This window comes from Actinomadura flavalba DSM 45200, from assembly GCF_000374305.1.
Taxonomy (GTDB): Bacteria; Actinomycetota; Actinomycetes; order Streptosporangiales; family Streptosporangiaceae; genus Spirillospora; species Spirillospora flavalba.
This window is the reverse complement of the sequence record NZ_KB894093.1, coordinates 1,139,188-1,160,468: the sequence shown is the minus strand read 5'-3', so window position 1 is coordinate 1,160,468 and position 21,281 is coordinate 1,139,188. Positions and strand designations below refer to the sequence as shown.

Sequence of the window (21,281 nt, the reverse complement as noted above, 5' to 3'; positions counted from 1 at the left end):
GTTGCCCATGAACATTCCGTTCCAGCCCAAAGGCGGAGATCCGGTCCCGGGAGCGTTGCGGGGATTCGCGCGGTTGTACAGCGATCTCGTCGCACTACGGGAGGACCCGGACTACCTGGTCGCGCGGCAGCGGGCCGAAGGACGCGTCGTCGGGCTCGTGTCCGGCGGCGGATCGGGGCACGAGCCGCTGCACGCCGGATTCCTCGGCCGGGGCATGCTCGACGCCGTGGCCCCGGGCAAGATCTTCTCCTCGCCGCACAACCGGCAGATCCTCGAAGCGAGCCGGGAGGCCGCCGGGGAGCAGGGCGTCGTGCACATCGTGAAGAACTACACCGGCGACCGGATCAACTTCGGCATCGCCGCCGAGCGGCTGCGGCACGACGGCGTCGAGGTGCGGCGCGTCCTGGTGGACGACGACCTGGCCACCGAGTCCGACGACACCGCGACCGGGCGGCGCGGCACCGGCGCGACCGTCGTCGTCGAGAAGCTGCTGGGCGCCGCCGCCGACGAGGGGCGCGGCATCGACGAGCTGGCCGAGCTGGGCGCGCGGTTCGCCGCCGCGTCGCGGAGCCTGGCCGTCGCGTCCCGCGCGCACACGACGTGGGCGTCGGGGGAGCCGGGGTTCGCGCTGGCCGGGGGCGAGCTGGAGTACGGCGTCGGCATCCACGGCGAGCGGGCCGCGACGACGATCGAGCGCCCGCCCACCGAGGACCTCGTCACCCGCATGCTGGACGAGATCGTCGCCGGGCTCCCGGCCGGGCCGGACGACGTGCTCGTCGTCGTCAACGGCATGGGCGGGACGACCCTGCTGGAGCTGTACGCCCTGTACGACCGGGTCGCCGGGGAGCTGGACGGGCGCGGGCTGCGCGTCGTCGGTTCGCTGGCGGGCACGCTCGTCCCGGCCCTGGACATGGCCGGGTTCTCGCTCACCCTGACCCGCGTCGAGCCCGGCTGGCGTGCCTGGTGGGACGCGCCGGTCGTCACTCCCGCCTACCCGAACGGAGCCACGCGATGACGTCCGTCCCGGACCAGGAGGCCCTGCTGCGCGGCTTCGCCGCCGCCGCCGAGGCCGCGTACGGCGAACTGACCGCCCTCGACCGGCACAGTGGCGACGGCGACTACGGCGACAATCTCCGGCACGGCACCCGCCAGGCGCTGGCCGTCTACGACGCGCGCGGCGGCGCGCCCGTGGCCGTGCTCGGCGAGGCGTTCCTCGACGAGGTCGGCGGCACGAGCGGCCCGCTGCTCGGCCTGCTGTTCACCGAGATCGCGCACGCGCTGGAGGACGGCCCGGACGGCTGGGCGTCCGGCGCCGAGGCGGGGCTGGCGGCGATCCAGCGCGTCGGGGAGGCGCGGATCGGTGACCGGACCATGATCGACGCGCTCACTCCGGCCGTCGAGGCGCTGCGCGCGGGCGGCCCCGCGCCGTTCGCCGCCGCGGCGGCCGCCGCCCGCGACGGCGCGGCGGGCACGGCCGCGCTGCGCGCCCGCATGGGCCGCGCGAGCTACGTCGGTGACCGCGTCAAGGGCGAGCCCGACCCGGGCGCGGTGGGGGTGGCGCTGCTGTTCTGGTCGCTGGCCAGGGCGGCGGACGAGGACGCCGAACCGCCCCTGGACTCGGTGAAGTGAGCGCGGGCGTCCAGAATGTCCAGCGTGCACCCGTCCGGGTGCACGCTGGACCCTGACGCACCAGGAGGAGCCGTCATGCATCCCTTCCGTGCCGCCGTGGAGGCCCGCGACGCCGCCGCGATCGAAGCCCTGCTCGCGGACGACGTCGTGTTCACCAGTCCCGTCGCCCACCGGCCCTACGCCGGGAAGCCGATCACGGCGGCGATCCTGCGCGGCGTCATGCGCGTCTTCGAGGACTTCCGCTACGTCGGGGAGATCGGCGCCCCGGACGCGGCCGACCACGCGCTCGTCTTCCGCGCCCGGGTGGGCGACCGGGAGATCCACGGCTGCGACTTCCTGCACGTCGACGCCGACGGGCGCATCGACGCGCTCACGGTCATGGTGCGTCCGCTGTCGGCCGCGCAGGCCCTCGCCGAGGCCATGGGCGCCCAGTTCGCCCGGATCGAGCGGGAGGCCGCGGAAGCCCTCGCTCCCTGACGGACCCGTGTTCCGGCCCGTCCCTAATCCGGCGCCATCTGGACCGGGAAACGGGAGGTCCGCCGGTTTCGGACGTCGATTCGCCCCAATCCGGTCGTGACGCCGCTTACACTTTGCCCCTGGATGGCAACACCGGTGCTGACTCGTGCCACACCGGCCCCGGGCGAGACGTGGGAGGGCGCATGGCGGACCGAAGTGTGGAGCGCCCGTGGGCGGACCTGCCCCGGGACCTGGCCGAGCACATGCGGCCCCACCTGGACGAGGTCGCGGACGCGATGATCCTGGAGATCCAGTCCCGCGTCCGCGAGTACGACCGGCCCGGCGACGGCTCGTACTCGGGCACGCTGCGCACCGCCGTGGAACGCGTCCTGCACCACTTCGTCGACCGCGTCGCGGACCCGGCGGGCGAGCCCGCGTCGGTGTCGGACTTCTTCCGCGCCATCGGGCGCGGCGAGGCGGGCGAGGGCCGCAGCCTCGACGCCATGCAGACCGCCATGCGCGTCGGCGGCATGGTCGCCTGGCGGCGGATCACCGAGGGCGCCGACCACCTCGGCGTCGCGCCGCGCACGCTCGGCGCCGTCGGTGAGGCGCTGATGATGTTCCAGGACGACCTGGCCGCCGCCGCGGCCGAGGGGTTCGCGCAGGCCAAGGCCGCCGTCGCCGGGGAGATGCAGCGCCGCCGCAAGCGCCTGCTCGACCTGCTGTTCAGCGACCCGCCCGCCACCCCCGAGGCCATCGCGGACCTCGCCGCCGCCGCGCACTGGCCGGTGCCGCGCACCGTCGCCGCCGTCGCGCTCCCGCCCGGCGCGGGCGACGGCCGCCAGCCCGCCTACCCGCAGGACATCCTGGCCGACCTCGGCCGCCGCGCCCCCAGCCTGGTCTTCCCCGACCCCGACGGGCCCGGCCGCGCCAAGCTGCTCGACCGCGCGCTGCGCGGCACCCGCGCCGTCGTCGGCCCGACCGTGCCGATCGCCGAGGCGGGCCGGTCGATCCAGTGGGCGCGCAAGACGCTCGGGCTCGTGGAGCGCGGCGTCGTCGAACCGGCCTCCGGCGTGATCCGCAGTGTCGAGCACCTGTCCACGCTGATCCTGTTCCAGAACGAGGACCTGGTCACCGGCCTGGCCGAGCTGCGTCTCGCGCCGCTGGCGCACCTGCGCGCCGGGCAGCAGGACCGGCTCGCCGAGACGCTGCTGGCCTGGCTCCAGTCCGGCCGCAACGCCAACGAGGTCGCGCTGCGCCTGCACGTGCACCCGCAGACCGTCCGGTACCGTCTGCGGCAGCTCGAAGAGCTGTTCGGCGACCAGCTCATGGACCCCGACCTGCGCTTCGACCTGGAGATCGTGCTGCGCGCGCGGGCGCTGCTGGCCGACGGTCCCGGCGAGCACATGATCCCGTCGGCGAAGGCGGCCGTGGGCGAGCAGGGCGAGGTCGTCACGTTCCGCCGCTCCTGACCGGAAGGGGACGTGATGGACGGGTTCCGCAGGCTCAGCGGCCGCACCGTGTACGCCAACGCGTGGATGACGGTCCGCGAGGACGAGATCGAACGCCCGGACGGCTCGCGCGGCATCTACGGCGTGGTGGACAAGCCCGACTTCGTGCTGGTCATCCCGGCGGAGAACGACGGCTTCCACCTCGTCGAGGAGTTCCGCTACCCGCTCGGCCGCCGCTGCTGGGGCTTCCCGCAGGGCTCGCAGCCGGGCCTGGTCGCCGGTGATCCGCTGGCCGTCGCCCGGCGGGAACTGGCCGAGGAGACCGGCCTGACCGCCGATACGTTCACGCATCTCGGCCGGCTCGACGCCGCGCACGGCACGTCCAGCCAGCGCTACGACGTCTTCCTCGCCACCGGCCTCACCCCCGGCGACCCGGCCCGCGAGGCGTCCGAGCAGGACATGCGCCAGGCGTGGTTCTCCCACGCCGACCTGCGCGCCATGATCCGCGACGGCCGGATCACCGACGACTCCAGCCTCGCCGCCTACACCCTCCTGAACCTGCACGAGGGCTGAAACCACCCCGGAAGGACTCCCCATGACCACCGCGAACGGCCCCGCCAGCTACTTCCCGTCGATCGAGAAGAAGTACGGCCGTCCCGTCCAGGAGTGGATCGACCTCATCCGCGCCTCCCCGCTCACCAAGCACGGTGAACTCGTCACCTGGCTCAAGACCGAGCACGGCCTCGGGCACGGCCACGCCAACGCCCTCGTCGCCCACACGCTGCGCGAGGGCTGACGCGTCCGGTCAGGCCCGGCGCAGGTAGGCCCCGATGCGGTCGAAGGCGCCGGGCCACGACTCGTTCGCGAAGAAGTCGCGGACCTCCGGCTCGGGGAACCCCGTCTGCACGACGTCGATCCGCGTCCCGTCGCCCTCGGCGGTGAACGTGAGGTCGATGGTCGTGGTGAGCGTCATGCCGTCCGGCGTGCTGCCGGTCGACTCGGTGACGAGCCGGTGCGGGCGGTCGATCGTCTGAAACGTCTGCTCCTCGCGGAACAGCGACGCCTCGTCCGGCCCCCACACGGCCGTCTGCACGCCGCCGACCCGCAGATCCGTCTCGATCCGCACGACCCCGGGCTCCTCGTCGAGGATCGCGTACCAGACCTCCTGCTTCCCGGCATCGGTGTAGGCGTCGAACACCTCCTCCGGCGTCCCCGGAACCACCCGGCTGACCCGTACGTCGTGCGCTTCGGCGTCGGTCATCGCTCGTCCCCTTCTCCAGCAGTGGGCTCCGGCCCATCCGGCCCCGTGACGGTCCTACCCACGCGTCAGCGTTCCAGGGGGAGGCGGAGGACGAGGCGGGCGCCCTGGCGGGGGGCGGTCTCGATGGTGAGGTCGCCGTCGTGGGCGCGGGCGATCTCGCGGGCGATGGCCAGGCCGAGGCCGGTGCCGCCGGCGCCCCGGCTGCGGGCGGAGTCCAGGCGGGTGAAGCGCTCGAAGACGCGCTCGCGGTCGGCGGGCGGGATGCCGGGGCCGTCGTCGGTGACGGTCAGCAGCGCGTCCGGGCCCGTCCGCCGCACCTGCACCTCCACGCCGCCGCCCGCGTAGCGCTCGGCGTTGTCCAGCAGGTTCGTCAGCAGCCGGGCGAGCTGCATCCGCACCCCGCGCACCCGCACGTTCTCCGCCAGCACCGCGGTCGGCGGGACGGCCCGCCGGGTGATCTCCGCGCACGTCAGCGCGCCGAGGTCGACGGTCTCGTGCGCGGCGCTGCCGCCCGTCCCGATCCGGGCGAGCAGCAGCAGGTCCGTGATGATCGACTCGACGCGGTCGGTGTCGCGCAGCGCCGACCGGACGACCTCCCCGAGATCGGTGTCGTCGGGATGCATCGCCGCGTCCTCCAGGTTGGCGCGCAGCCCCGCGATCGGCGTCCGCAGCTCGTGCGAGGCGTCGGAGGAGAACTGCCGCTGCCGCGCCACCGCGCGTTCCAGCCGGTCGAGCGTCTGGTTGGCGGTGCGGGCGAGCTGGGCGATCTCGTCCTCGCCGGGCGGCTGCACCACCCGTCCGGACAGGTCGCTGCCGCTGATCTCGGCGAGCTGCGAGCGGATCAGCGCGACGGGACGCAGCGTGTGCCCGACGACCCGCCACGTCACCCACGCCGCGACCGCCGACAGCAGCAGCACCAGCGCCGCCAGCGCGGCCTCCAGCGTCCCGTTGGACAGGTAGGCGGGCATCGCGCGCGCCGCGTAGACGACGGGGGACGCCTCGTCGGTCGACACGCGGATCGCCTCGATCACCCGGCAGCGGTCGCCGGGGCCGGGGGTGTCGCGGCACTCGGTGTAGTCCTGGACGCGGTGGTCGGGCGGCGGCCACCGGTGGCTCAGCCGCGCCTCGCGCTGCGCGGACGGCGTTCCGCCGAGCACCCGCCCGTCCGGCGCGACCACCTGGACGAGCGTCCGCCCGCCGGTGTCGTCCCACAGCGGGAACGCCAGGCTGCCGTCGCGGGCCGCGCCGCTCGCCTTGCGCGCCTGGTGCTGCGTCTCGGCGAGCACGGACGCCCGCACGCCGGTGCGCACGGCGACGTCCACGGCCACCGCGAGGCAGCCGAAAACGAGCGCAGCGAGAACGGCGGAGATGACGGTGTCCCGCGTCCGGATCGACCGGGGTCGTACGCGCATCAGCCTCCTCCTGATCGGTCGTCGCGGGGTCTCACCAGCGTGACCATGCCGGGTGGGCCTTCCCAAGGTACCCATGGGTAACAAAACGGGCACCCGAAATGCCCCCATGGGTTTCACGCCCGTACACGGGGGACATCCCGCACGTGACACTTCATCCGGACGCAGGGACGGTCACATGGGCAGGGACGTCACGGCGGTCACCATCAGCGGAGAAGACCGGCGCAACTACCGGGAGAAGGTCCGGCAGTGCCTGGACGTCCTCGCACGCATGCTCGGTGAGTCGCAGTTCGAGTTCGAGCGCCCGCACATCGGCCTGGAGATCGAGCTGAACCTGATCGACTCCGCCGGCGACCCCCTGATGCGGAACGCCGACGTCCTGAAGGCCATCGCAGACCCCGCCTGGGACACCGAGCTGGGCCAGTTCAACCTGGAGATCAACATCCCGCCCCGCGAGCTGGGCGGCCAGGGCACCGGCGAGCTGGAGTCCGAGGTGACCGAGCACCTCGACCACGCCGAGGAGCGCGCGCAGGAGGTCGGCGGCCACCTCGTCATGATCGGCATCCTGCCCACGCTGCGCCGGTCGGACATCGGTGAGGAGGCCATCTCCACCAGCGGCCGGTACAAGATGCTCAACGACCAGATCTTCGCCGCGCGCGGCGAGGAGATGCACATCGCCATCGACGGCCCCGAGCCGCTGCGCATGCACACCGACACGATCACGCCCGAGGCCGCGTGCACGAGCGTCCAGTTCCACCTCCAGGTCAGCCCGGACGAGTTCGGCGCGTACTGGAACGCCGCGCAGGCGCTGGCCGGGCCGCAGGTGGCGCTGGCGGCGAACTCGCCGTACCTGTTCGGCCACCTGCTGCACCAGGAGACGCGCATCGCGCTGTTCCAGCAGTCGACCGACACCCGGCCCGAGGAGCTGAAGGCCCAGGGCGTGCGCCCGCGCGTGTGGTTCGGCGAACGGTGGATCACGTCGGTGTTCGACCTGTTCGAGGAGAACACCCGGTACTTCCCGGCGCTGCTGCCGCTCTGCGACGAGGAGGACCCGCTCGCCGTCCTGGACACCGGCGGCATTCCCGAACTCGGGGAACTCTCGCTGCACAACGGCACGATCTACCGGTGGAATCGGCCGATCTACGCGGTCGTGAAGGGCCGTCCGCACCTGCGCGTGGAGAACCGCGTGCTCCCGGCGGGGCCGACGGCCGCCGACGTCATCGCCAACGGCGCCTTCTACTACGGCCTGGTGCGGATGCTCGCGGAGGAGGAACGTCCCGTCTGGTCGCGGATGTCGTTCGCGACGGCCGAGGACAACCTGCACCGCGCCGCCCGCGACGGCCTGGACGCGCAGCTCACCTGGCCCGGCCACGGCGAGGTCCCGGCGGGACGGCTCGTCCTGGACACCCTGCTGCCGCTCGCCCACGAGGGACTGGAGCTGTGGGGCGTGGACGCCGCGCGCCGCGAACGCCTGCTCGGCATCATCGAGGACCGCGCCCGCACCGGCCAGACCGGCGCCGCCTGGCAGATCGCCACCGTGCGGAAGATCCAGGACGAGACCGGCGCGGACCGGCACGAGGCGCTGCGGGCGATGACGCGCGCGTACGTCGCCCACATGCAGCGCAACGACCCGGTCCACACCTGGCCCGTGGGCGCGCTGGACTGACGCGCGAAGGCGGCGCCCCCGCGCGATCGCGGGGGCGCCGCCTTCGGCCGGGACGTCAGGCGCGGACGGCCTGGATCTCCAGGTTGATCGTGACCTTGTCGCTCAGCAGGGCGCGGTCGCCCTGGAGCGGAATGTTGAACTCGACGCCGAAGTCCTTGCGGCTGATCTCGGTCGTCGCGGAGAAGCCGGCGCGGACGCCGCCCCACGGGTCGTCCCCGATGCCGTTGAACTCGACCTCCAGCGCGACCGGGCGGGTCACACCGCGGACCGTCAGCTCGCCGTCCACGTAGTGCGCGCCGTGCTCGCTGCGGACGCCCGTCGTGGCGAACGTGAACGCCGGGTGGTTCTCGACGTCGAGGATCTCGGCGGTGCGGATGTGGCCGTCGCGGTCCTTGTTGCGGGTGTCGATCGAGGCGACCTGGATCTGCGCGTGCGCGGTGGACTTCTCCAGGTCCTCGGCGACCTCGACGGCACCGGAGAAGTCGGTGAACACGCCGCGCACCTTGGTCATCAGGTGGCGGATCGTGAAGGTGACCTCGGAGTGGTTCGGGTCGATCGTCCAGGTACCGGCGGTCAGGCCGGGGGCGACGGTGGCGGTGGCGGTGCTCATGGTGCGCTCCTCATCTGTTTTAACCTTCAACGACTCCTGCGAGAGTAGTTGATGCTTCAACAACTCGTCAATCCCGGAGATTGTTCCGAGGGCTCGCGCGGGCTCTCACATACAGCGCGTACTGTTTGTTCGTCGCTAGGCTGGCGGCATGGCGACACCGACCCGTTCCCGGCGCACGCAGGGCGAACGCACCGCCGCGACCCGCGCGGCGCTGCTCGACGCCACCATCGCGTGCCTCGTCGAGCACGGCTACCACGGCACCACCACGACGCGCGTCGTCGAGCGCGCCGGGGTGTCACGCGGCGCGCAGGTGCACCACTTCCCGACGAAGCAGGCCCTCGTGCTGGCCGCCGTCGAACACCTGGCCCGCAAGCGCGCCGCCCGCTTCCGCGACCACGACCTGGACCGGCTGCGCGACTCCGACGACCGCCTCGGTGACGCCCTCGACCTCGTCTGGGAGGTCTACCAGGGCCCCCTCTTCGAGGCGTCGATGGAGCTGTGGGTCGCCTCCCGCACCGACCCCGACCTGCGCGAGCACGTCGCCCGCCTCGAACGCGAGGTCACCGCCGGCATCCTGGAGATCGGCCGCCACCTCGTCGGCGACCGCGTGGACGACCCCGCCGTCCGCGGCGACCTCTACCTCGTCCTGGAGACCGTCCGCGGCCTGCGCATGCTCCAGTTCGTCCACCCGGCCCCCGAGGCCCACCTCACCGAACGCTGGACCCGCAGCAAACAACGCCTCCTCCAAATAACCCAACACTGGTCCACCGACACCTGAACGGCGTCCCGCCGAGCCCGGAAGGGCCCGGCGGGACGCCGTGGGTGGGGTGGAAGCGGGTCAGCGGGCGGGCTTGTAGAGGGTGACGACGGCGGCGCCGCCCAGGCCGATGTTGTGCTGGAGGGCGCCGGTGACGGTGCCGGCCTGGCGGGCGTCGGCGGTGCCGCGGATCTGCCAGGTCAGCTCGGCGCACTGGGCGAGGCCCGTCGCGCCGAGGGGGTGCCCCTTGGAGATGAGGCCGCCGGACGGGTTCACGACCCAGCGTCCGCCGTAGGTGTTGTCGCCGCCGTCGACCAGCTTGCCGCCCTCGCCCTCGGCGGCCAGGCCCAGCGCCTCGTAGGTGAGGAGTTCGTTGGTGGAGAAGCAGTCGTGCAGCTCGACCACCTGGACGTCGTCGGCGCCCATCCCGGCCTCGTCGTAGGCGCCGCGGGCGGCGAGCGCGCTCATCTTCGCGCCGACGACCGTGATGGCGCTCTTGTCCTCGAAGGTGGCGCGGGTGTCGGTGACCATCGACTGCCCGGCGATCTCCACGGCGCGGTCCCACAGGTTGTGCTCGTCGACGAACCGCTCACTGGCGATGACGGCCGCGCCCGACCCGTCGGACGTGGGGGAGCACTGGAGCTTGGTCAGCGGGTCGTACACCGTGCGGGCGGCGAGGATGTCCTCCAGGGAGTACTCGTCCTGGAACTGGGCGTACGGGTTGTTCACCGAGTGCTTGTGGTTCTTCCAGCCGATCTTGGCGAACTGTTCGGGCGTCGTGCCGTACTTCGCCATGTGCTCGCGTCCCGCCGCGCCGAACATGTACGGCGCGAGCGGCTCGCCCGTCCACTCGTAGAGCGGGAACAGCTCCTTGACGTGGTTGAGCATCGGCTGCTCGCGGTCCTCGAAGGTGGTGCCGAGCGACCCCTTCTGCATCTTCTCGAAGCCGAGCGCCAGCGCGCAGTCCACGGCCCCGGACCGCACCGCCTGCCGCGCGAGGAACAGCGCGGTCGAGCCGGTGGAGCAGTTGTTGTTGACGTTCACGACCGGGATGCCGGTGATGCCCAGCTCGTAGACGGCCCGCTGCCCCGACGTGGACTCCCCGTAGACGTATCCGACGTACGCCTGCTGGATCGCGTCGTAGCCGACCCCGGCGTCCTGGAGGGCCTTGGTCCCGGACTCGCGGGCCATGTCGGGGTAGTCCCACTCGCGGCTGCCGGGCTTCTCGAACTTGGTCATGCCGACCCCGACGACGAACGTCCGGTTGCTCATCTGCGCGCCTTCCCCTCGGTGTGCCCGCGACGCTAGGCCCTCTCTAAGAAACAGTCAAGATTGTATGTTTCTGCCTCGCGCGGCCGCCGGGCGGGCTCCCCGGTCCGGCTGGTTGGAGAAACAGTCACGCATGTATGTTTCCGTGCGGAGGTGGCCATGACCGAGCCGAAGATGAACACCGAAAGCCTCGGGGTCTGGAGCGACCCGTTCACGTTCGACGTCGAACGGGACCGCACGATCGCCTACGCCGAGGCGACCAACGACCCCAACCCCGTCTACCTGGACGGCACGCTGGCGCCGCCGGTCTTCGCGATCGTGCCGGTGTTCGAGGGGATGATCCCGCCGCTGTTCAAGGTCGTCCCGGACAGCCTGATCCCGTTCGTCGTCCACGGCGAGCAGGACATGGTCTTCCACCGGCCGATCGTGCCCGGCATGAAGCTCGTCTCGCGCGCGCAGGTGACGGGCTTCGCGTCGAAGTCGTCCGGCACGACGGTGTCGCTGAAGCTGGAGACGCGCGCCGACGACGGCGACCTCGTCAACGAGCAGTGGATGGTCTCGTTCTTCCGCGGCTTCCAGGCCGGGGAGACCGTCGGCGAGCTGGCGCCCGCGCACGGCTTCCCCGACGCGCTGCGCGACGACACCCCGTTCGCGGAGGTGACCCAGCACGTCGACGACGACCAGACGTACCGGTACGCGGAGGCGTCCGGCGACCCGATGCCGATCCACACCGACGACGCGTTCGCCCGCTCGGCCGGGCTGCCCGGCATCATCGCGCACGGCCTGTGCACGATGGCGTTCACGTCCCGCGCGGTGATCGAGTCGGCGGCGGCCGGCGACCCGTCCCGGCTCCGGCGCCTCGCCGTGCGCTTCTCGCGCCCGGTACTGCCCGGCCAGGACGTGACCACCCGCATCTGGCGGGAGAGCGCGGGCGCCTACGCGTTCGAGTGCACCTCGTCGGCGGGCGACGTCGTCATCAAGGACGGCCGCGCCGAGATCGGCGACTAGCGTCCCCGTCCCCCTGCGCTAGGCGTCGCGCAGGGGGTGGTCGCTGCCTTCAAGGAGGAGCTGGGTGACCTTGTCGGGATCGTCGCCCATGGGGACGTGCCCGCAGCCGTGCAGCCAGACGAAGCGGGCGTCCGGCAGGCGCTGCTGGGCGCGGACGGCCTGGCCGGGCCGGAGCAGGCGGTCGCGGGTGCCCCAGCCGATCGTGACGGGGACGTCGGCGCAGCGGCCCGCGAACCGGACCCTGCGGCCCGCCTTGAGCGTCGGCAGGAAACCGGCGGCGTCGCGGAGGGCCTTGGCGTCGCCGGCGAGGACGGTGGTGTCCATCAGGTCGGGACGGCCGTAGATCATGCCGAACATGGCGGCGCGGCGGCGCGGGGAGGCGGCCAGCCGGTTCAGGACGGGGTCGGGGACGTTCGCCGCCACCCGCGACGCCCGCAGCACCCCGGCCGCGAACCGCAGCTCGGCGGCGTTGAAGAACCCGGCGGGCGACAGCGCCGTCGCGGAGCTGACGAGCCCCCGGTCGGCGGCCTCCAGCGCGAACAGGCCGCCGAGCGAGTTGCCCGCGATGTGCGGGTGCTTGAGGCCGAGGTCGTCGAAGGACGTCCGGAGCCGTTCGACGGCCGTGTCCAGCGTGTACGGCGTGCCCTTGGGCAGCGGCGCGGACTGCCCGAACCCGGGCAGATCGACGGCGATGACGTCGCGGTGCGCGGCGAGCCGGTCCAGGACGGGCGCCCACGCCTGCCAGCGGTGCCCGATCCCGTGCAGCAGCACCAGCGGCGGCCCGGAGCCGCGCCGCTCGAAGACGATGTCCACGCCGCGAGCGTAAATCACCCGGACGAATCGGGCTGTGAGCCCGGTCACGCAGGGGTTCAGGCGGTGGGGACCGGGGTGGGACGGCGGTGCTCCAGCGCGGCGCGGAGCTGCGAGCGGCCCCGGTGGATGCGCGAGCGGACGGTGCCGAGCTTGACGCCGAGCGAGGCGGCGACCTCTTCGTAGGAGAGCCCCTCGATGTCGCAGAGGACGACGGCGGCGCGGTACTCGGGGGCCAGCGCGTTGAGGGCGCGCTGGATGTCGGCGTCCAGGTGGCGGTCGTCGTACGCCTGCGCGGGGGACGGCTCGCGGCCCGGGAGGCGTTCGGCGGCGTCGTCGGCGAGGGGGTCGAAGCGGATGCGCTGCTTGCGGCGGGCCTTGTCGAGGAAGAGGTTCGTGGTGATGCGGTGCAGCCAGCCCTCGAACGTGCCGGGGCTGTAGGAGGACAGCGAGCGGAACACCCGCACGAACACGTCCTGGGTCAGGTCTTCGGCGTCGTGCTTGTCGCCGGTCAGCCGGTACGCCAGCCGGAACACCCGCGTGGAGTGCTCGGTGACGATCTCCTCCCACGTCGGAGGCGTCCACGCCATCGTGCCTGCGCTCACCACAACCCCTGTCTGATATTGAATCGTTACGGCACAGCTTGCCGGTTCGCGGATAAGACCGGTGTAAGAACGGCCCGGCCCGGCCGCATCCGGGCGTGTTCCCCGTCACCGCCCGGCTAGAGGTCGCTCCGCTGTGATCCATCTCATGAGAGCACTGATAGACGAGCAATTGAATACTTACCGCAGGGTGTGGATGAATCGGGGCACTCGTACCCACCCCACCAGCGAGGACCTGGCATGGCGCGCAGCTACAACCTGGCCGACCTTCTGGAGATCCTGGCCGCGGCGGGCCCCGACCGCCCGGCGCTCGTCGCGGGCGACGAACGACGGACCCTCAAGGAACTCAACGAGCGGGCGAACCGCGTCGGGCACCACCTCGCGCAGGCGGGCGTGCGAGCCGGACAGCACGTCGCGATCCTGTCCTACAACCGCGCCGAGTGGATCGAGGCGATGCTCGGCATCTTCAAGATCCGCGCGGTGCCGATCCCGGTGAACTTCCGGTACGTGGCGGCCGAACTGCACCACGTCCTGTCCGACTCCGACTCGGTGGCGCTCATCGGGGAGCGGTCGCTGCTGGAGCGCGTGCAGGCGGTCCGGGCCGACCTGCCCGAGCTGGCGCACGTCCTGGTGCTGGAGGACGGCGGCACCAACGACGTCCCCGGCGCGGTCGAGTACGAGAAGGCGCTGGCCGCCGCCGACGCGACCGACGACTTCCCCGAGCGCTCCAGCGACGACCGCTACATCATGTACACCGGCGGCACGACGGGCTATCCCAAGGGCGTCGAGTGGCGCTGCGAGGACATCTTCTTCGGCGCGCTCGGCGGCGGGAACGTCCTCGGTGACCCCATCACCAGCCCGGACGCCATCGCCGCGAACGCCGAGCAGCCGCCGATGTCGGTGCTCGACTGCGCCCCCGTCATGCACGGCGCGGGGCAGTGGGTGGCGTGCATGGGGCTGTTCAGCGGCGCGAAGGTCGTCCTCTACACCGACCACGCGTTCGACGCGAAGCGGGCGCTGGACCTGCTGGCGGCGGAGCAGGCGAACGTGATCATGATCGTCGGTGACGTGATGGGGCGCCCGATCGCCAAGGAACTCGCCCGGGGCGGGTACGACACCTCCTCGCTGTTCGCCGTCGCGTCCGGCGGCGCGCCGCTCACCGAGGGCGCCAAGGACGAGCTGAAGGCCCACCTGCCGAACGTGATGTTCCTCGACAACTACGGCGCCTCGGAGACCGGCGCGACCGGCCCGTCGGTGGGCGGCAAGGAGGGCACGGCCCGCTTCGCGATGAAGCCGGACACGACCGTCCTGGACGACGACCTCGACGTCGTCCGGCCGGGCGAGATCGGACGGCTGGCCCGCAGCGGCCACATTCCGCTCGGCTACTACAACGACCCGGCCAAGACGGCCAAGACCTTCTTCACCGACCGGAACGGGACGCGCTGGTCGATCCCCGGCGACTTCGCGTCGCTGGAGGAGGACGGCACGATCACGCTCCTCGGCCGCGGCTCCCTCATGATCAACACCGGTGGCGAGAAGGTCTACCCCGAAGAGGTCGAGGTCGCGCTGAAGGACCACCCGGACGTCTACGACGTCGTCGTGGTCGGCCTGCCCGACGAGCGGTTCGGGCAGCGCGTCGCCGCCGTCATCGCGCCGCGCCCCGGCACAGCCCCGACGCTGGAGGAGCTGACCGAGCACTGCCGGGACCTCATCGCCGGCTACAAGCTGCCCCGGCAGATCACGCTGGTGGACGAGGTGCAGCGCACCGCCGTCGGCAAGTCCGACTACAAGTGGGCCAAGGGCGTCTTCGCGGACGCCAGCGCGTAGCAGTCGTCGAACGCCGCGAGCACCGCGTCCCACGTGCAGCGCACGGGCTCGGTGCCGCGGTTGTGGGCGCTGATGCGGTAGCGGAGGGCGTGGTCGGCGGCGAGGCGCAGCAGCGCCGCCGACAGCTCCGGGAACGTCCGGCCGAGCAGCCCCTCCCGGCCGGACTCCACGAAGTCCGCGACGCCGCTGCCCGCCTGCGCCACCACGGGCACCCCGGCCAGCCGCGCCTCCAGCGCGGCGAGGCCGAACGACTCGCGCGCGGCCGGGGCGACGAACACGTCGGCGTCGGCCAGGACGGCGCGGACGCCGGGCCGGTCCAGGCGCCCGGTGAGCCGCACCCAGTCCATGCGGTGCCGGGTCAGGTACCGCTCCATGCGGGGCCGGGCCGGGCCGTCCCCGACGACGGTCGCGCGGATCGGCGCGCGCTCCCCGACGTGCCGCAGCAGCCGCAGCAGGTTCAGCGGCTCCTTGCGCGGCGCGAGACGGCCGACGGCGACGACATGCAGCAGGTCGGGCGCGTCCTGCGGCGGGGCGGTGCCGTCCGCGTGCCAGGCGGCGAGGTCGATGCCGTTCGACACGATCCGCACCGGCGCGCGCCCGGCGACGACCCGCTCGATCGGCGCCGCGGCGGCGCGGCTGACCGCCGTGACGACGAGCCCGCGCCGCGTCCAGCCGCCGACGAGCCGTCCGTACACGGTGCGGCTGAACGGCCCCCACAGGCTGTGGACGGTGAGCACGACCGGCACGCCCTCCAGCCCGGCGCGGCGCACCGCCCGCCACGCGAACGGCGACACGGCCCCGGCGTGCACGTGGACGACGTCGGGTTTGCGCAGGTCGAGCACGGGCGTGAGCGACCGCCCGACGGGAAGCTCCCACGGCATCGGCGCGACCAGCCGGTCCACCGGGAACGGCCCGGCGCCGCCCGGCCCCGGCGTGGCGGTGGCCACGGCGACGTCGTGCCCGGCGGCGTGCTGCGCCCGCGCCAGCCCGTCGACCTGCACCTCGATCCCGCCGAGCCGCGGCGGAAAACAGTCGCTGACATGGAGAATCCTCATCCCTCCGCAGTCTCGGCACTGCGCTCGCCCGTGAGCCCCGCACGACGCGCGGGTAACGCACCCTTGACCCGCGACCACCGGGATCATGACCGAAACCGCCCACCCGACACGCTCGCCTTTCTCGGTGACGACCTGCCGGGCGCTATCCCGGCGGGCGCCTCGGCTTGCGCCCGCCTATGACTTCGTCGCGGTATCGGCCTATCCGGATTTTCGCCGCGACGAATTGGCGTTCGCGCTGAACGGCGGGCGGATCGCGCGTGCGGGTGGTCGTGCGCGAGACCGTCCGGGCACTGGCCGCAGGTCAAGGGGGACGTGCCGGTGCCCGGATTCGTCGCCGAGCACATTGACGAACGTCTCCGGACATTGCCACTGGTGCAGGACGTTCGATAGGCGGGCAATGGCGGAGGCTTGACCTGGACGCTGGCTGATCTTCAGGATTCGGCGGGCATCTAGGCAGGGTGCGGCGGACCTGTGTGTTCTTTCATGCTCATCCCGATGACGAGGCGTTGCTGACGGCCGGGACGATGGCGTTGCTGGCGGCCGAAGGTCACCGGGTGGTGCTCGTCGTGGCGACGGCCGGGGAGCGGGGGCTGGCCGACGACGTCGCGGGGCTCGGCGCCGTCCGGACGGCCGAACTGCACGCGTCGGCGGCGGTGCTCGGGTGCGCGCGGGTCGTGTTCCTCGGCTACGGCGACTCCGGCGTCGACGGCGACATGCCGGGCGGGTTCGCGGGGGCGTCCGTCGCGGTGGCGGCCGGGGAGCTGGCGGAGATCCTGCGGCAGGAGGACGCCGACCTGCTCACCGTCTACGACCCGGCGGGCGGGTACGGGCACCCCGACCACGTGCAGGTGCACCGCGTCGGGACGATGGCGGCGCGGCTCGCGGGAACGCCCGTGGTGCTGGAGGCCACCGTCGACCGCGACCTGCTGCTGCGGGTGCTGCGGCCGCTGCGCCGCTGGGGCCTGCTGCCGCGCGCGGTGGACGTCGGCGCCCTCGCCCGCGCCTACGCCGGACGGGACGAGATCACGCACCGGGTCCGCGTCCGTCGCCACGCCGGGGCCAAGCGGGCGGCGCTCGCGGCGCATGCCAGCCAGGCCACCGGCGGCGACACGGTCCGCACGCTGCGCGCGCTGCTGGGCCTGCCCGCTCCGCTGTTCCGCTACGCGCTCGGCACCGAGTACTTCGTCCGCCGCGACGTCGCGCCCGGCTCGCATCTGGCGCATCCGCTGGACGCCTGGCCGGACCGGGTCCGCGTGGCGGCGGACGGGTGAGCGGCGCCGCCCGCACCGGCCTGTCGGTCCTGTCGCTGGCCGCCGCGCTCGGGTTGCTCGTCGCGCTGCCGTACCTGGTCGGCGCCGACTGGGGGCGGATCGGGCGGGAGCTGGGACGGCTCGGGCGGGCCGAGGTGGCGTGGCTGACGGTGCTGTGGCTGGCCGGGCTGTGGGCGTACACGTTCGTGTTCACGGCGTCGCTCCCGGGGCTCACGCACATCCGGGCGTTCATGCTCAACGCGGTCGGCAGCGCGGTGAGCAACCTGCTGCCGTTCGGCGGCGCGGCTGGCGTCGCGGTGACGTTCGCGATGGCGCGCGGCTGGGGGTACCGGGCGGCGGCGATCGCCGTGTCGACGCTCGTCACCGGTGTGTGGAACGTGCTGTCGCGGTTGCTGCTGCCCGCCGTCGGCATCATCGCGCTGCTGGTCGCGGGCGAGCTTCCGGGCCGGGGGCTGGCGAGCGCGGCGGGGCTCGGCGCGGGGCTGCTGCTCGCGGCGGTCGCGCTGCTCGTCCTGGCGCTGCGGTCGCCGGGCGCGGCCCGGCGGCTGGACGACGGCGTCCGCGCGTTCGCGCAGCGCCTGCCGTCCCGTCCGCGGGCGCTGCTGGGGCGCGCGGACGGCGCGATGGCCGACGTCCGCGCCAAGACGATCGGCGTGCTGCGCACCGGCTGGAAGGGCCTGACGTTCGGCATGGCCGCCTACCTGGCGTTGCAGGCGTGGCTGTTCCAGGCGTGCCTGACGGCGGTCGGCGCGGACGTCGGTCTCGCCGAGACGACGGCCGTCTTCGCGATCAACCGGATGCTGACGACGGCGGTGATCACGCCGAGCGGCGCGGGCATCAGCGAGACGGGCACGGCGGCGCTGCTGCTGGCGTTCGGCGCCGACCCGGGCCCGGCGGCGACGGCGACGCTCCTGTACTCGTTCTACACGTACGCGATCGAGATCCCGACGGGCGCGCTGGCGTGGATCGCCTGGACGCTGCACGGCCGGGCGGTGAAGGCATGACCCGAGTCACACCGGCCTCCGCAGCCCCATGTATCGCGGCTGTTCCGGAGCCTCAAGAAACACGTATGACCGTTTTGTCCACCAGTTGGACGGGTCCGGTGGTTCGGGGTCGGACGAGAGGGCAGGGGGTGGTCGGTGTGACGTTCGGCGAGCCCCGGGATGGTGGTCAAGAAATGATTGCGCTGGTCGGTGAGTGGCGTGACGCCGAACCCGTGCATAAAAGCCCCATGGGGCACGAAGGGTCTATACCGCTTGCGCAGCGGTATCGCCTGCTGTCCGCCGTCGGCCGGGGCGGGATGGGAACCGTCTGGCGGGCGCGCGACGAGGTGCTGGAGCGCGAGGTCGCCGTCAAGGAGGTGCGCCTTCCGCACGGGCTCCCCGACGGAGAGCGGCGATTGCTGTGCCGGCGCCTGATCGCCGAGGCCAAGGCCACGGCGGCGCTGAACCACCCGGGCGTCGTCGCCGTCCACGACGTCATCGTCGAGGACGAGCGGCCGTGGATCGTCATGGAGTTCGTCCGGGCGCGCTCGCTGCACGAGGTCATCGTGCTGGACGGCCCGCTGGAGCCGCGCCGCGCCGCCGAGATCGGCCTGGACGTCCTCGGCGTGCTGACCGCCGCGCACGAGGCGGGCATCCTGCACCGCGACGTCAAGCCCAGCAACATCCTCATCTGCGACGACGGCCGCGTCCTGCTCACCGACTTCGGCCTCGCCACCCACATGGCCGACGACACCGAGATCGAGGACACGCTCGTCGCGGGCATCGAGGGCTCGCCCGCCTACCTGGCTCCCGAGCGGGTGCGCGGCGAGGCGGGCGACGAGTGCTCCGACCTGTGGTCGTTCGGCGCGACGCTGTACGCGATGGTCGAGGGCGTGTCGCCGTTCGCGCGGTCACACGCGCTGGCGTCGATGCTGGCGGTGCTGCTCGACGAGCAGGAGCCGCCCGAGCACGCGGGGCCGCTCGCCCCCGTCATCGGCGCGCTGCTCACGCCGGAGCCCGACGACCGGCCCGGCAAGCAGGCCGTGCGGCAGCTCCTGACCGACGTCGCGACGGCGCCGGAACCGGCGCCGGAGGTGCCGTGGCAGCAGCGGCTCGCGTCGGAGTTCGCCGGGCGGCTGCCCCGCACCGGCGCGATGGCCAGCGTCGCGGTGCTCGCGGTCGCGGTCGTCGTGCTGGGGGCGTGGTCGGCGCGGTGGAACTCGGTGGGGCAGAGCGACGCGGCGGCGGTGAAGGCCGTGCAGGCGTCGGCGACGAAGTCGATCACCTACCGGGAGGCCGCGGGCTACACGGTCGACGTCCCGACGGACTGGACGCGCGCCGAACGCGGCGGCGGCGTGCAGTGGAACGACCCGTCCTCGGGGACGGCGCTGCGGATCACGCCCGCCCAGGGCGACGCGATCGGCGGGCTGCGCGCGGCGGAGGCGGCGACGGCGAAGGAACGCCCGGCGTTCCGGACGCTGCGCCTCGAACCGGTCCCCGGCGACGACCGTGACGTCGCCGAGTGGGAGTACACCTGGCGCGGCGCCGACGGCGTGACCTGGCACGCGCTGCACAGCCGCGTCCCCGGCTACGAGTTCGCGTTCTCCGCGCCGGACGCGCGGTGGACGCCCGGCCAGCGCGTCCACGACCAGATCCTGCGGACGTTCCGCGCGGACGGCTGAGCCGTCAGGACGTCTGCTGCTGCACCCGCAGCAGGAACTCGGCGTTGGACCTGGTGCCCTTCATCCGGTCGAGGAGCTGTTCGATGGCGCCCTGCCGGTCGAGGCCGGACAGCGCGCGGCGCAGCCGCCAGTTGACCGCCAGTTCCTCGGGGGTCATGAGCAGTTCCTCGCGGCGCGTGCCGGACGCCTCCAGGTCGATCGCGGGGAAGACGCGGCGGTCGGCGAGGGAGCGGTCGAGCTTCAGCTCCATGTTGCCGGTGCCCTTGAACTCCTCGAAGAAGACCTCGTCCATGCGCGAGCCGGTCTCGACGAGCGCGGTCGCGAGGATCGTCAGCGAGCCGCCCTCCTCGATGTTGCGCGCGGCGCCGAAGAACTTCTTCGGCGGGTACAGCGCGGTGGTGGCGACACCGCCCGCGAGGATGCGGGTGTTGGACGGCGCGGCCAGGTTGTAGGCGCGGCCGAGGCGGGTGATGGAGTCGAGCAGCATGACGACGTCGTGGCCCTGCTCGACGAGCCGCTTGGCGCGCTCGACGGCCAGCTCGGCGAGGGCGGTGTGCTCCTCGGCGGGCCGGTCGAACGTGGAGTGGATGATCTCGCCGTCGATGGAGCGGACCATGTCGGTGACCTCTTCGGGGCGCTCGTCGATGAGCACGACCATGAGGTGGACGTCCGGCTCGGACAGCGTGATCGCGTTGGCGATCGTCTGGAGCATCATCGTCTTGCCGACCTTGGGCGGGGAGACGATGAGGCCGCGCTGGCCCTTGCCGATGGGCGCCATGAGGTCGATGACGCGGGAGGCGAGGGGGCCGGTGTCCAGGCGCAGGCGCTCCTGCGGGAACAGCGGCGTCAGCCGGCCGAACTCGGGGCGCTGCCCGGCCTGCTGCGGCGTGACGCCGTTGACGGTCTCGACGTGCACGAGCGCGTTGAACTTCTCGCGGCCGGACCGGGGCGTGCGGGCGGTGCCCGCGACGGCGTCGCCGGGGCGCAGGTGGTTGGTCTTCACCTGGGCGAGCGAGACGTAGACGTCGTTGTCGCCGGGGAGGTAGCCGGACGTGCGGACGAAGGCGTGCTTGTCCTGGACGGCCAGGATGCCGGTGAACGGGACCTGGAGGTCCTCGGCGGGGCGTCCGGCCGCCTGCTTGGGGACGTGCGCCGGAGCCGCCGCGCGTTCCGGGGTGATGGTGCTGGGCATGAAGGTCCCTTCTCAGGAGGGGCGGCTGAGCGCGACCCACCCGGGGTGTGTTCCCACGAATGCGCTGTTCTAGCGGTGCGGGAGGGAACGGGGGAGGGAATGGTCGGGCGTGCGGCCTGTGCGGCTCGGCCCACCGGGCTGACGTGCGCCCCCTTGCTGCGATGGCCGCAACCCCGTGGGGCGTCGGCACGGTTGGGGAATTCGACGCGCCGGGTGCTCAGATGACCCGGGTCGGTGTCTTCGCCGTTCGCTGCACGATGCCGTGAGAGGGAAGGACGAAGACCTTTCCCAGAGAGTACAGCACCGCACCGCCGTCGCGCATTCCCCTTGATCAACACTTGGT

General features: G+C 72.8%; 20 protein-coding genes and 1 pseudogene. 13 read left to right on the top strand and 8 right to left on the bottom strand.

What is annotated here, in order from left to right:
* The first annotated feature begins 7 nt into the window (after window positions 1-7).
* From C229_RS0105230 to C229_RS0105205, 6 genes are all read left to right on the top strand, one after another.
* Window positions 8-1,015 carry a dihydroxyacetone kinase subunit DhaK gene (locus C229_RS0105230; RefSeq protein WP_026313458.1) on the top strand — a complete coding sequence of 336 codons (1,008 nt, stop codon included), beginning with the start codon at window positions 8-10 and terminating at the stop codon, window positions 1,013-1,015.
* Window positions 1,012-1,629, top strand: a complete 618-nt coding sequence (locus C229_RS0105225; RefSeq protein WP_018654026.1) for a DAK2 domain-containing protein — start codon at window positions 1,012-1,014, stop codon at window positions 1,627-1,629. The genes C229_RS0105230 and C229_RS0105225 overlap by 4 nt, the downstream gene beginning before the upstream one ends.
* Window positions 1,630-1,704: 75 nt before the next feature.
* Window positions 1,705-2,106: a nuclear transport factor 2 family protein gene (locus C229_RS0105220; protein ID WP_018654025.1), complete on the top strand. Its 402-nt coding sequence runs from the start codon at window positions 1,705-1,707 to the stop codon at window positions 2,104-2,106.
* Between the two features lie 182 nt (window positions 2,107-2,288).
* A complete protein-coding gene (locus C229_RS0105215; RefSeq protein WP_033423925.1) occupies window positions 2,289-3,557 on the top strand; it encodes a PucR family transcriptional regulator in 1,269 nt (422 codons plus the stop codon).
* Window positions 3,558-3,572: 15 nt separating this feature from the next.
* Window positions 3,573-4,109, top strand: a complete 537-nt coding sequence (locus C229_RS0105210) for an NUDIX domain-containing protein (RefSeq protein ID WP_018654023.1) — start codon at window positions 3,573-3,575, stop codon at window positions 4,107-4,109.
* Between the two features lie 22 nt (window positions 4,110-4,131).
* Entirely contained in the window at window positions 4,132-4,332 is a 201-nt protein-coding gene (locus C229_RS0105205) for a DUF4287 domain-containing protein (RefSeq protein WP_018654022.1), read from the top strand.
* Window positions 4,333-4,341: 9 nt separating this feature from the next.
* On the opposite strand, the gene C229_RS0105200 is transcribed toward C229_RS0105205, so the two are convergent.
* A complete protein-coding gene (locus C229_RS0105200) occupies window positions 4,342-4,797 on the bottom strand; it encodes an SRPBCC family protein (RefSeq protein WP_018654021.1) in 456 nt (151 codons plus the stop codon).
* 65 nt (window positions 4,798-4,862) lie between these two features.
* Window positions 4,863-6,209 carry a sensor histidine kinase gene (locus C229_RS0105195; RefSeq protein WP_018654020.1) on the bottom strand — a complete coding sequence of 449 codons (1,347 nt, stop codon included), beginning with the start codon at window positions 6,207-6,209 and terminating at the stop codon, window positions 4,863-4,865.
* Window positions 6,210-6,384: 175 nt separating this feature from the next.
* On the opposite strand from C229_RS0105195, the gene C229_RS0105190 reads away from it, so the two are divergent.
* Window positions 6,385-7,872, top strand: coding sequence for a glutamate-cysteine ligase family protein (locus C229_RS0105190; protein ID WP_018654019.1), 1,488 nt, complete (start codon window positions 6,385-6,387; stop codon window positions 7,870-7,872).
* A gap of 55 nt (window positions 7,873-7,927) precedes the next feature.
* Here C229_RS0105190 and C229_RS0105185 read toward each other — a convergent pair whose 3' ends face one another.
* Entirely contained in the window at window positions 7,928-8,482 is a 555-nt protein-coding gene (locus C229_RS0105185; RefSeq protein ID WP_018654018.1) for a YceI family protein, read from the bottom strand.
* A gap of 148 nt (window positions 8,483-8,630) precedes the next feature.
* Between C229_RS0105185 and C229_RS0105180 the strand changes: the two genes are divergently transcribed.
* Complete coding sequence (locus C229_RS0105180; RefSeq protein ID WP_018654017.1) at window positions 8,631-9,260, top strand: TetR/AcrR family transcriptional regulator; 630 nt, start codon at window positions 8,631-8,633, stop codon at window positions 9,258-9,260.
* A 60-nt stretch (window positions 9,261-9,320) separates the two neighbouring features.
* Here the strand turns inward: C229_RS0105180 and C229_RS0105175 are convergent, their stop codons facing one another.
* Window positions 9,321-10,511, bottom strand: coding sequence for a lipid-transfer protein (locus tag C229_RS0105175; protein WP_018654016.1), 1,191 nt, complete (start codon window positions 10,509-10,511; stop codon window positions 9,321-9,323).
* Window positions 10,512-10,667: 156 nt separating this feature from the next.
* On the opposite strand from C229_RS0105175, the gene C229_RS0105170 reads away from it, so the two are divergent.
* Window positions 10,668-11,516: a MaoC/PaaZ C-terminal domain-containing protein gene (locus tag C229_RS0105170; protein WP_018654015.1), complete on the top strand. Its 849-nt coding sequence runs from the start codon at window positions 10,668-10,670 to the stop codon at window positions 11,514-11,516.
* 18 nt (window positions 11,517-11,534) lie between these two features.
* Here C229_RS0105170 and C229_RS0105165 read toward each other — a convergent pair whose 3' ends face one another.
* Both C229_RS0105165 and sigE read right to left on the bottom strand, forming a co-directional pair.
* Window positions 11,535-12,329 (bottom strand): alpha/beta fold hydrolase, encoded by a 795-nt coding sequence (locus C229_RS0105165; RefSeq protein ID WP_018654014.1) that lies wholly within the window; start codon window positions 12,327-12,329, stop codon window positions 11,535-11,537.
* Window positions 12,330-12,385: 56 nt separating this feature from the next.
* Window positions 12,386-12,955 carry an RNA polymerase sigma factor SigE gene (gene sigE / locus C229_RS0105160; RefSeq protein WP_026313456.1) on the bottom strand — a complete coding sequence of 190 codons (570 nt, stop codon included), beginning with the start codon at window positions 12,953-12,955 and terminating at the stop codon, window positions 12,386-12,388.
* Between the two features lie 213 nt (window positions 12,956-13,168).
* Between sigE and C229_RS0105155 the strand changes: the two genes are divergently transcribed.
* Complete coding sequence (locus tag C229_RS0105155) at window positions 13,169-14,755, top strand: acyl-CoA synthetase (protein ID WP_018654012.1); 1,587 nt, start codon at window positions 13,169-13,171, stop codon at window positions 14,753-14,755.
* On the opposite strand, the gene C229_RS29480 is transcribed toward C229_RS0105155, so the two are convergent.
* Window positions 14,713-15,810, bottom strand: a complete 1,098-nt coding sequence (locus C229_RS29480; protein ID WP_033423924.1) for a glycosyltransferase family 4 protein — start codon at window positions 15,808-15,810, stop codon at window positions 14,713-14,715. The genes C229_RS0105155 and C229_RS29480 overlap by 43 nt on opposite strands.
* A gap of 473 nt (window positions 15,811-16,283) precedes the next feature.
* Here C229_RS29480 and C229_RS0105145 point away from each other — a divergent pair, with 473 nt between their 5' ends.
* From C229_RS0105145 to C229_RS32615, 3 genes are all read left to right on the top strand, one after another.
* Window positions 16,284-17,081: a PIG-L deacetylase family protein gene (locus tag C229_RS0105145; protein WP_033423923.1), complete on the top strand. Its 798-nt coding sequence runs from the start codon at window positions 16,284-16,286 to the stop codon at window positions 17,079-17,081.
* Complete coding sequence (locus tag C229_RS0105140; protein WP_018654009.1) at window positions 17,078-18,085, top strand: lysylphosphatidylglycerol synthase transmembrane domain-containing protein; 1,008 nt, start codon at window positions 17,078-17,080, stop codon at window positions 18,083-18,085. The genes C229_RS0105145 and C229_RS0105140 overlap by 4 nt, the downstream gene beginning before the upstream one ends.
* A gap of 227 nt (window positions 18,086-18,312) precedes the next feature.
* Window positions 18,313-19,746 carry a serine/threonine-protein kinase gene (locus C229_RS32615; protein ID WP_169513808.1) on the top strand — a complete coding sequence of 478 codons (1,434 nt, stop codon included), beginning with the start codon at window positions 18,313-18,315 and terminating at the stop codon, window positions 19,744-19,746.
* A 4-nt stretch (window positions 19,747-19,750) separates the two neighbouring features.
* Here C229_RS32615 and rho read toward each other — a convergent pair.
* Window positions 19,751-20,848, bottom strand: a pseudogene (rho, locus tag C229_RS0105130) (transcription termination factor Rho); the annotation flags it as partial.
* Window positions 20,849-21,281: the final 433 nt, after the last annotated feature.

Bases quoted from the DNA above. Each gene is read 5' to 3' on its own strand.
- C229_RS0105230 (WP_026313458.1), top strand. From the start codon at position 8: ATGAACATTCCGTTCCAGCCCAAAGGCGGAGATCCGGTCCCGGGAGCG.
- C229_RS0105225 (WP_018654026.1), top strand. From the start codon at position 1,012: ATGACGTCCGTCCCGGACCAGGAGGCCCTGCTGCGCGGCTTCGCCGCC.
- C229_RS0105220 (WP_018654025.1), top strand. From the start codon at position 1,705: ATGCATCCCTTCCGTGCCGCCGTGGAGGCCCGCGACGCCGCCGCGATC.
- C229_RS0105215 (WP_033423925.1), top strand. From the start codon at position 2,289: ATGGCGGACCGAAGTGTGGAGCGCCCGTGGGCGGACCTGCCCCGGGAC.
- C229_RS0105210 (WP_018654023.1), top strand. From the start codon at position 3,573: ATGGACGGGTTCCGCAGGCTCAGCGGCCGCACCGTGTACGCCAACGCG.
- C229_RS0105205 (WP_018654022.1), top strand. From the start codon at position 4,132: ATGACCACCGCGAACGGCCCCGCCAGCTACTTCCCGTCGATCGAGAAG.
- C229_RS0105200 (WP_018654021.1), bottom strand. From the start codon at position 4,797: ATGACCGACGCCGAAGCGCACGACGTACGGGTCAGCCGGGTGGTTCCG.
- C229_RS0105195 (WP_018654020.1), bottom strand. From the start codon at position 6,209: ATGCGCGTACGACCCCGGTCGATCCGGACGCGGGACACCGTCATCTCC.
- C229_RS0105190 (WP_018654019.1), top strand. From the start codon at position 6,385: ATGGGCAGGGACGTCACGGCGGTCACCATCAGCGGAGAAGACCGGCGC.
- C229_RS0105185 (WP_018654018.1), bottom strand. From the start codon at position 8,482: ATGAGCACCGCCACCGCCACCGTCGCCCCCGGCCTGACCGCCGGTACC.
- C229_RS0105180 (WP_018654017.1), top strand. From the start codon at position 8,631: ATGGCGACACCGACCCGTTCCCGGCGCACGCAGGGCGAACGCACCGCC.
- C229_RS0105175 (WP_018654016.1), bottom strand. From the start codon at position 10,511: ATGAGCAACCGGACGTTCGTCGTCGGGGTCGGCATGACCAAGTTCGAG.
- C229_RS0105170 (WP_018654015.1), top strand. From the start codon at position 10,668: ATGACCGAGCCGAAGATGAACACCGAAAGCCTCGGGGTCTGGAGCGAC.
- C229_RS0105155 (WP_018654012.1), top strand. From the start codon at position 13,169: ATGGCGCGCAGCTACAACCTGGCCGACCTTCTGGAGATCCTGGCCGCG.
- C229_RS29480 (WP_033423924.1), bottom strand. From the start codon at position 15,810: ATGAGGATTCTCCATGTCAGCGACTGTTTTCCGCCGCGGCTCGGCGGG.
- C229_RS32615 (WP_169513808.1), top strand. From the start codon at position 18,313: ATGGGGCACGAAGGGTCTATACCGCTTGCGCAGCGGTATCGCCTGCTG.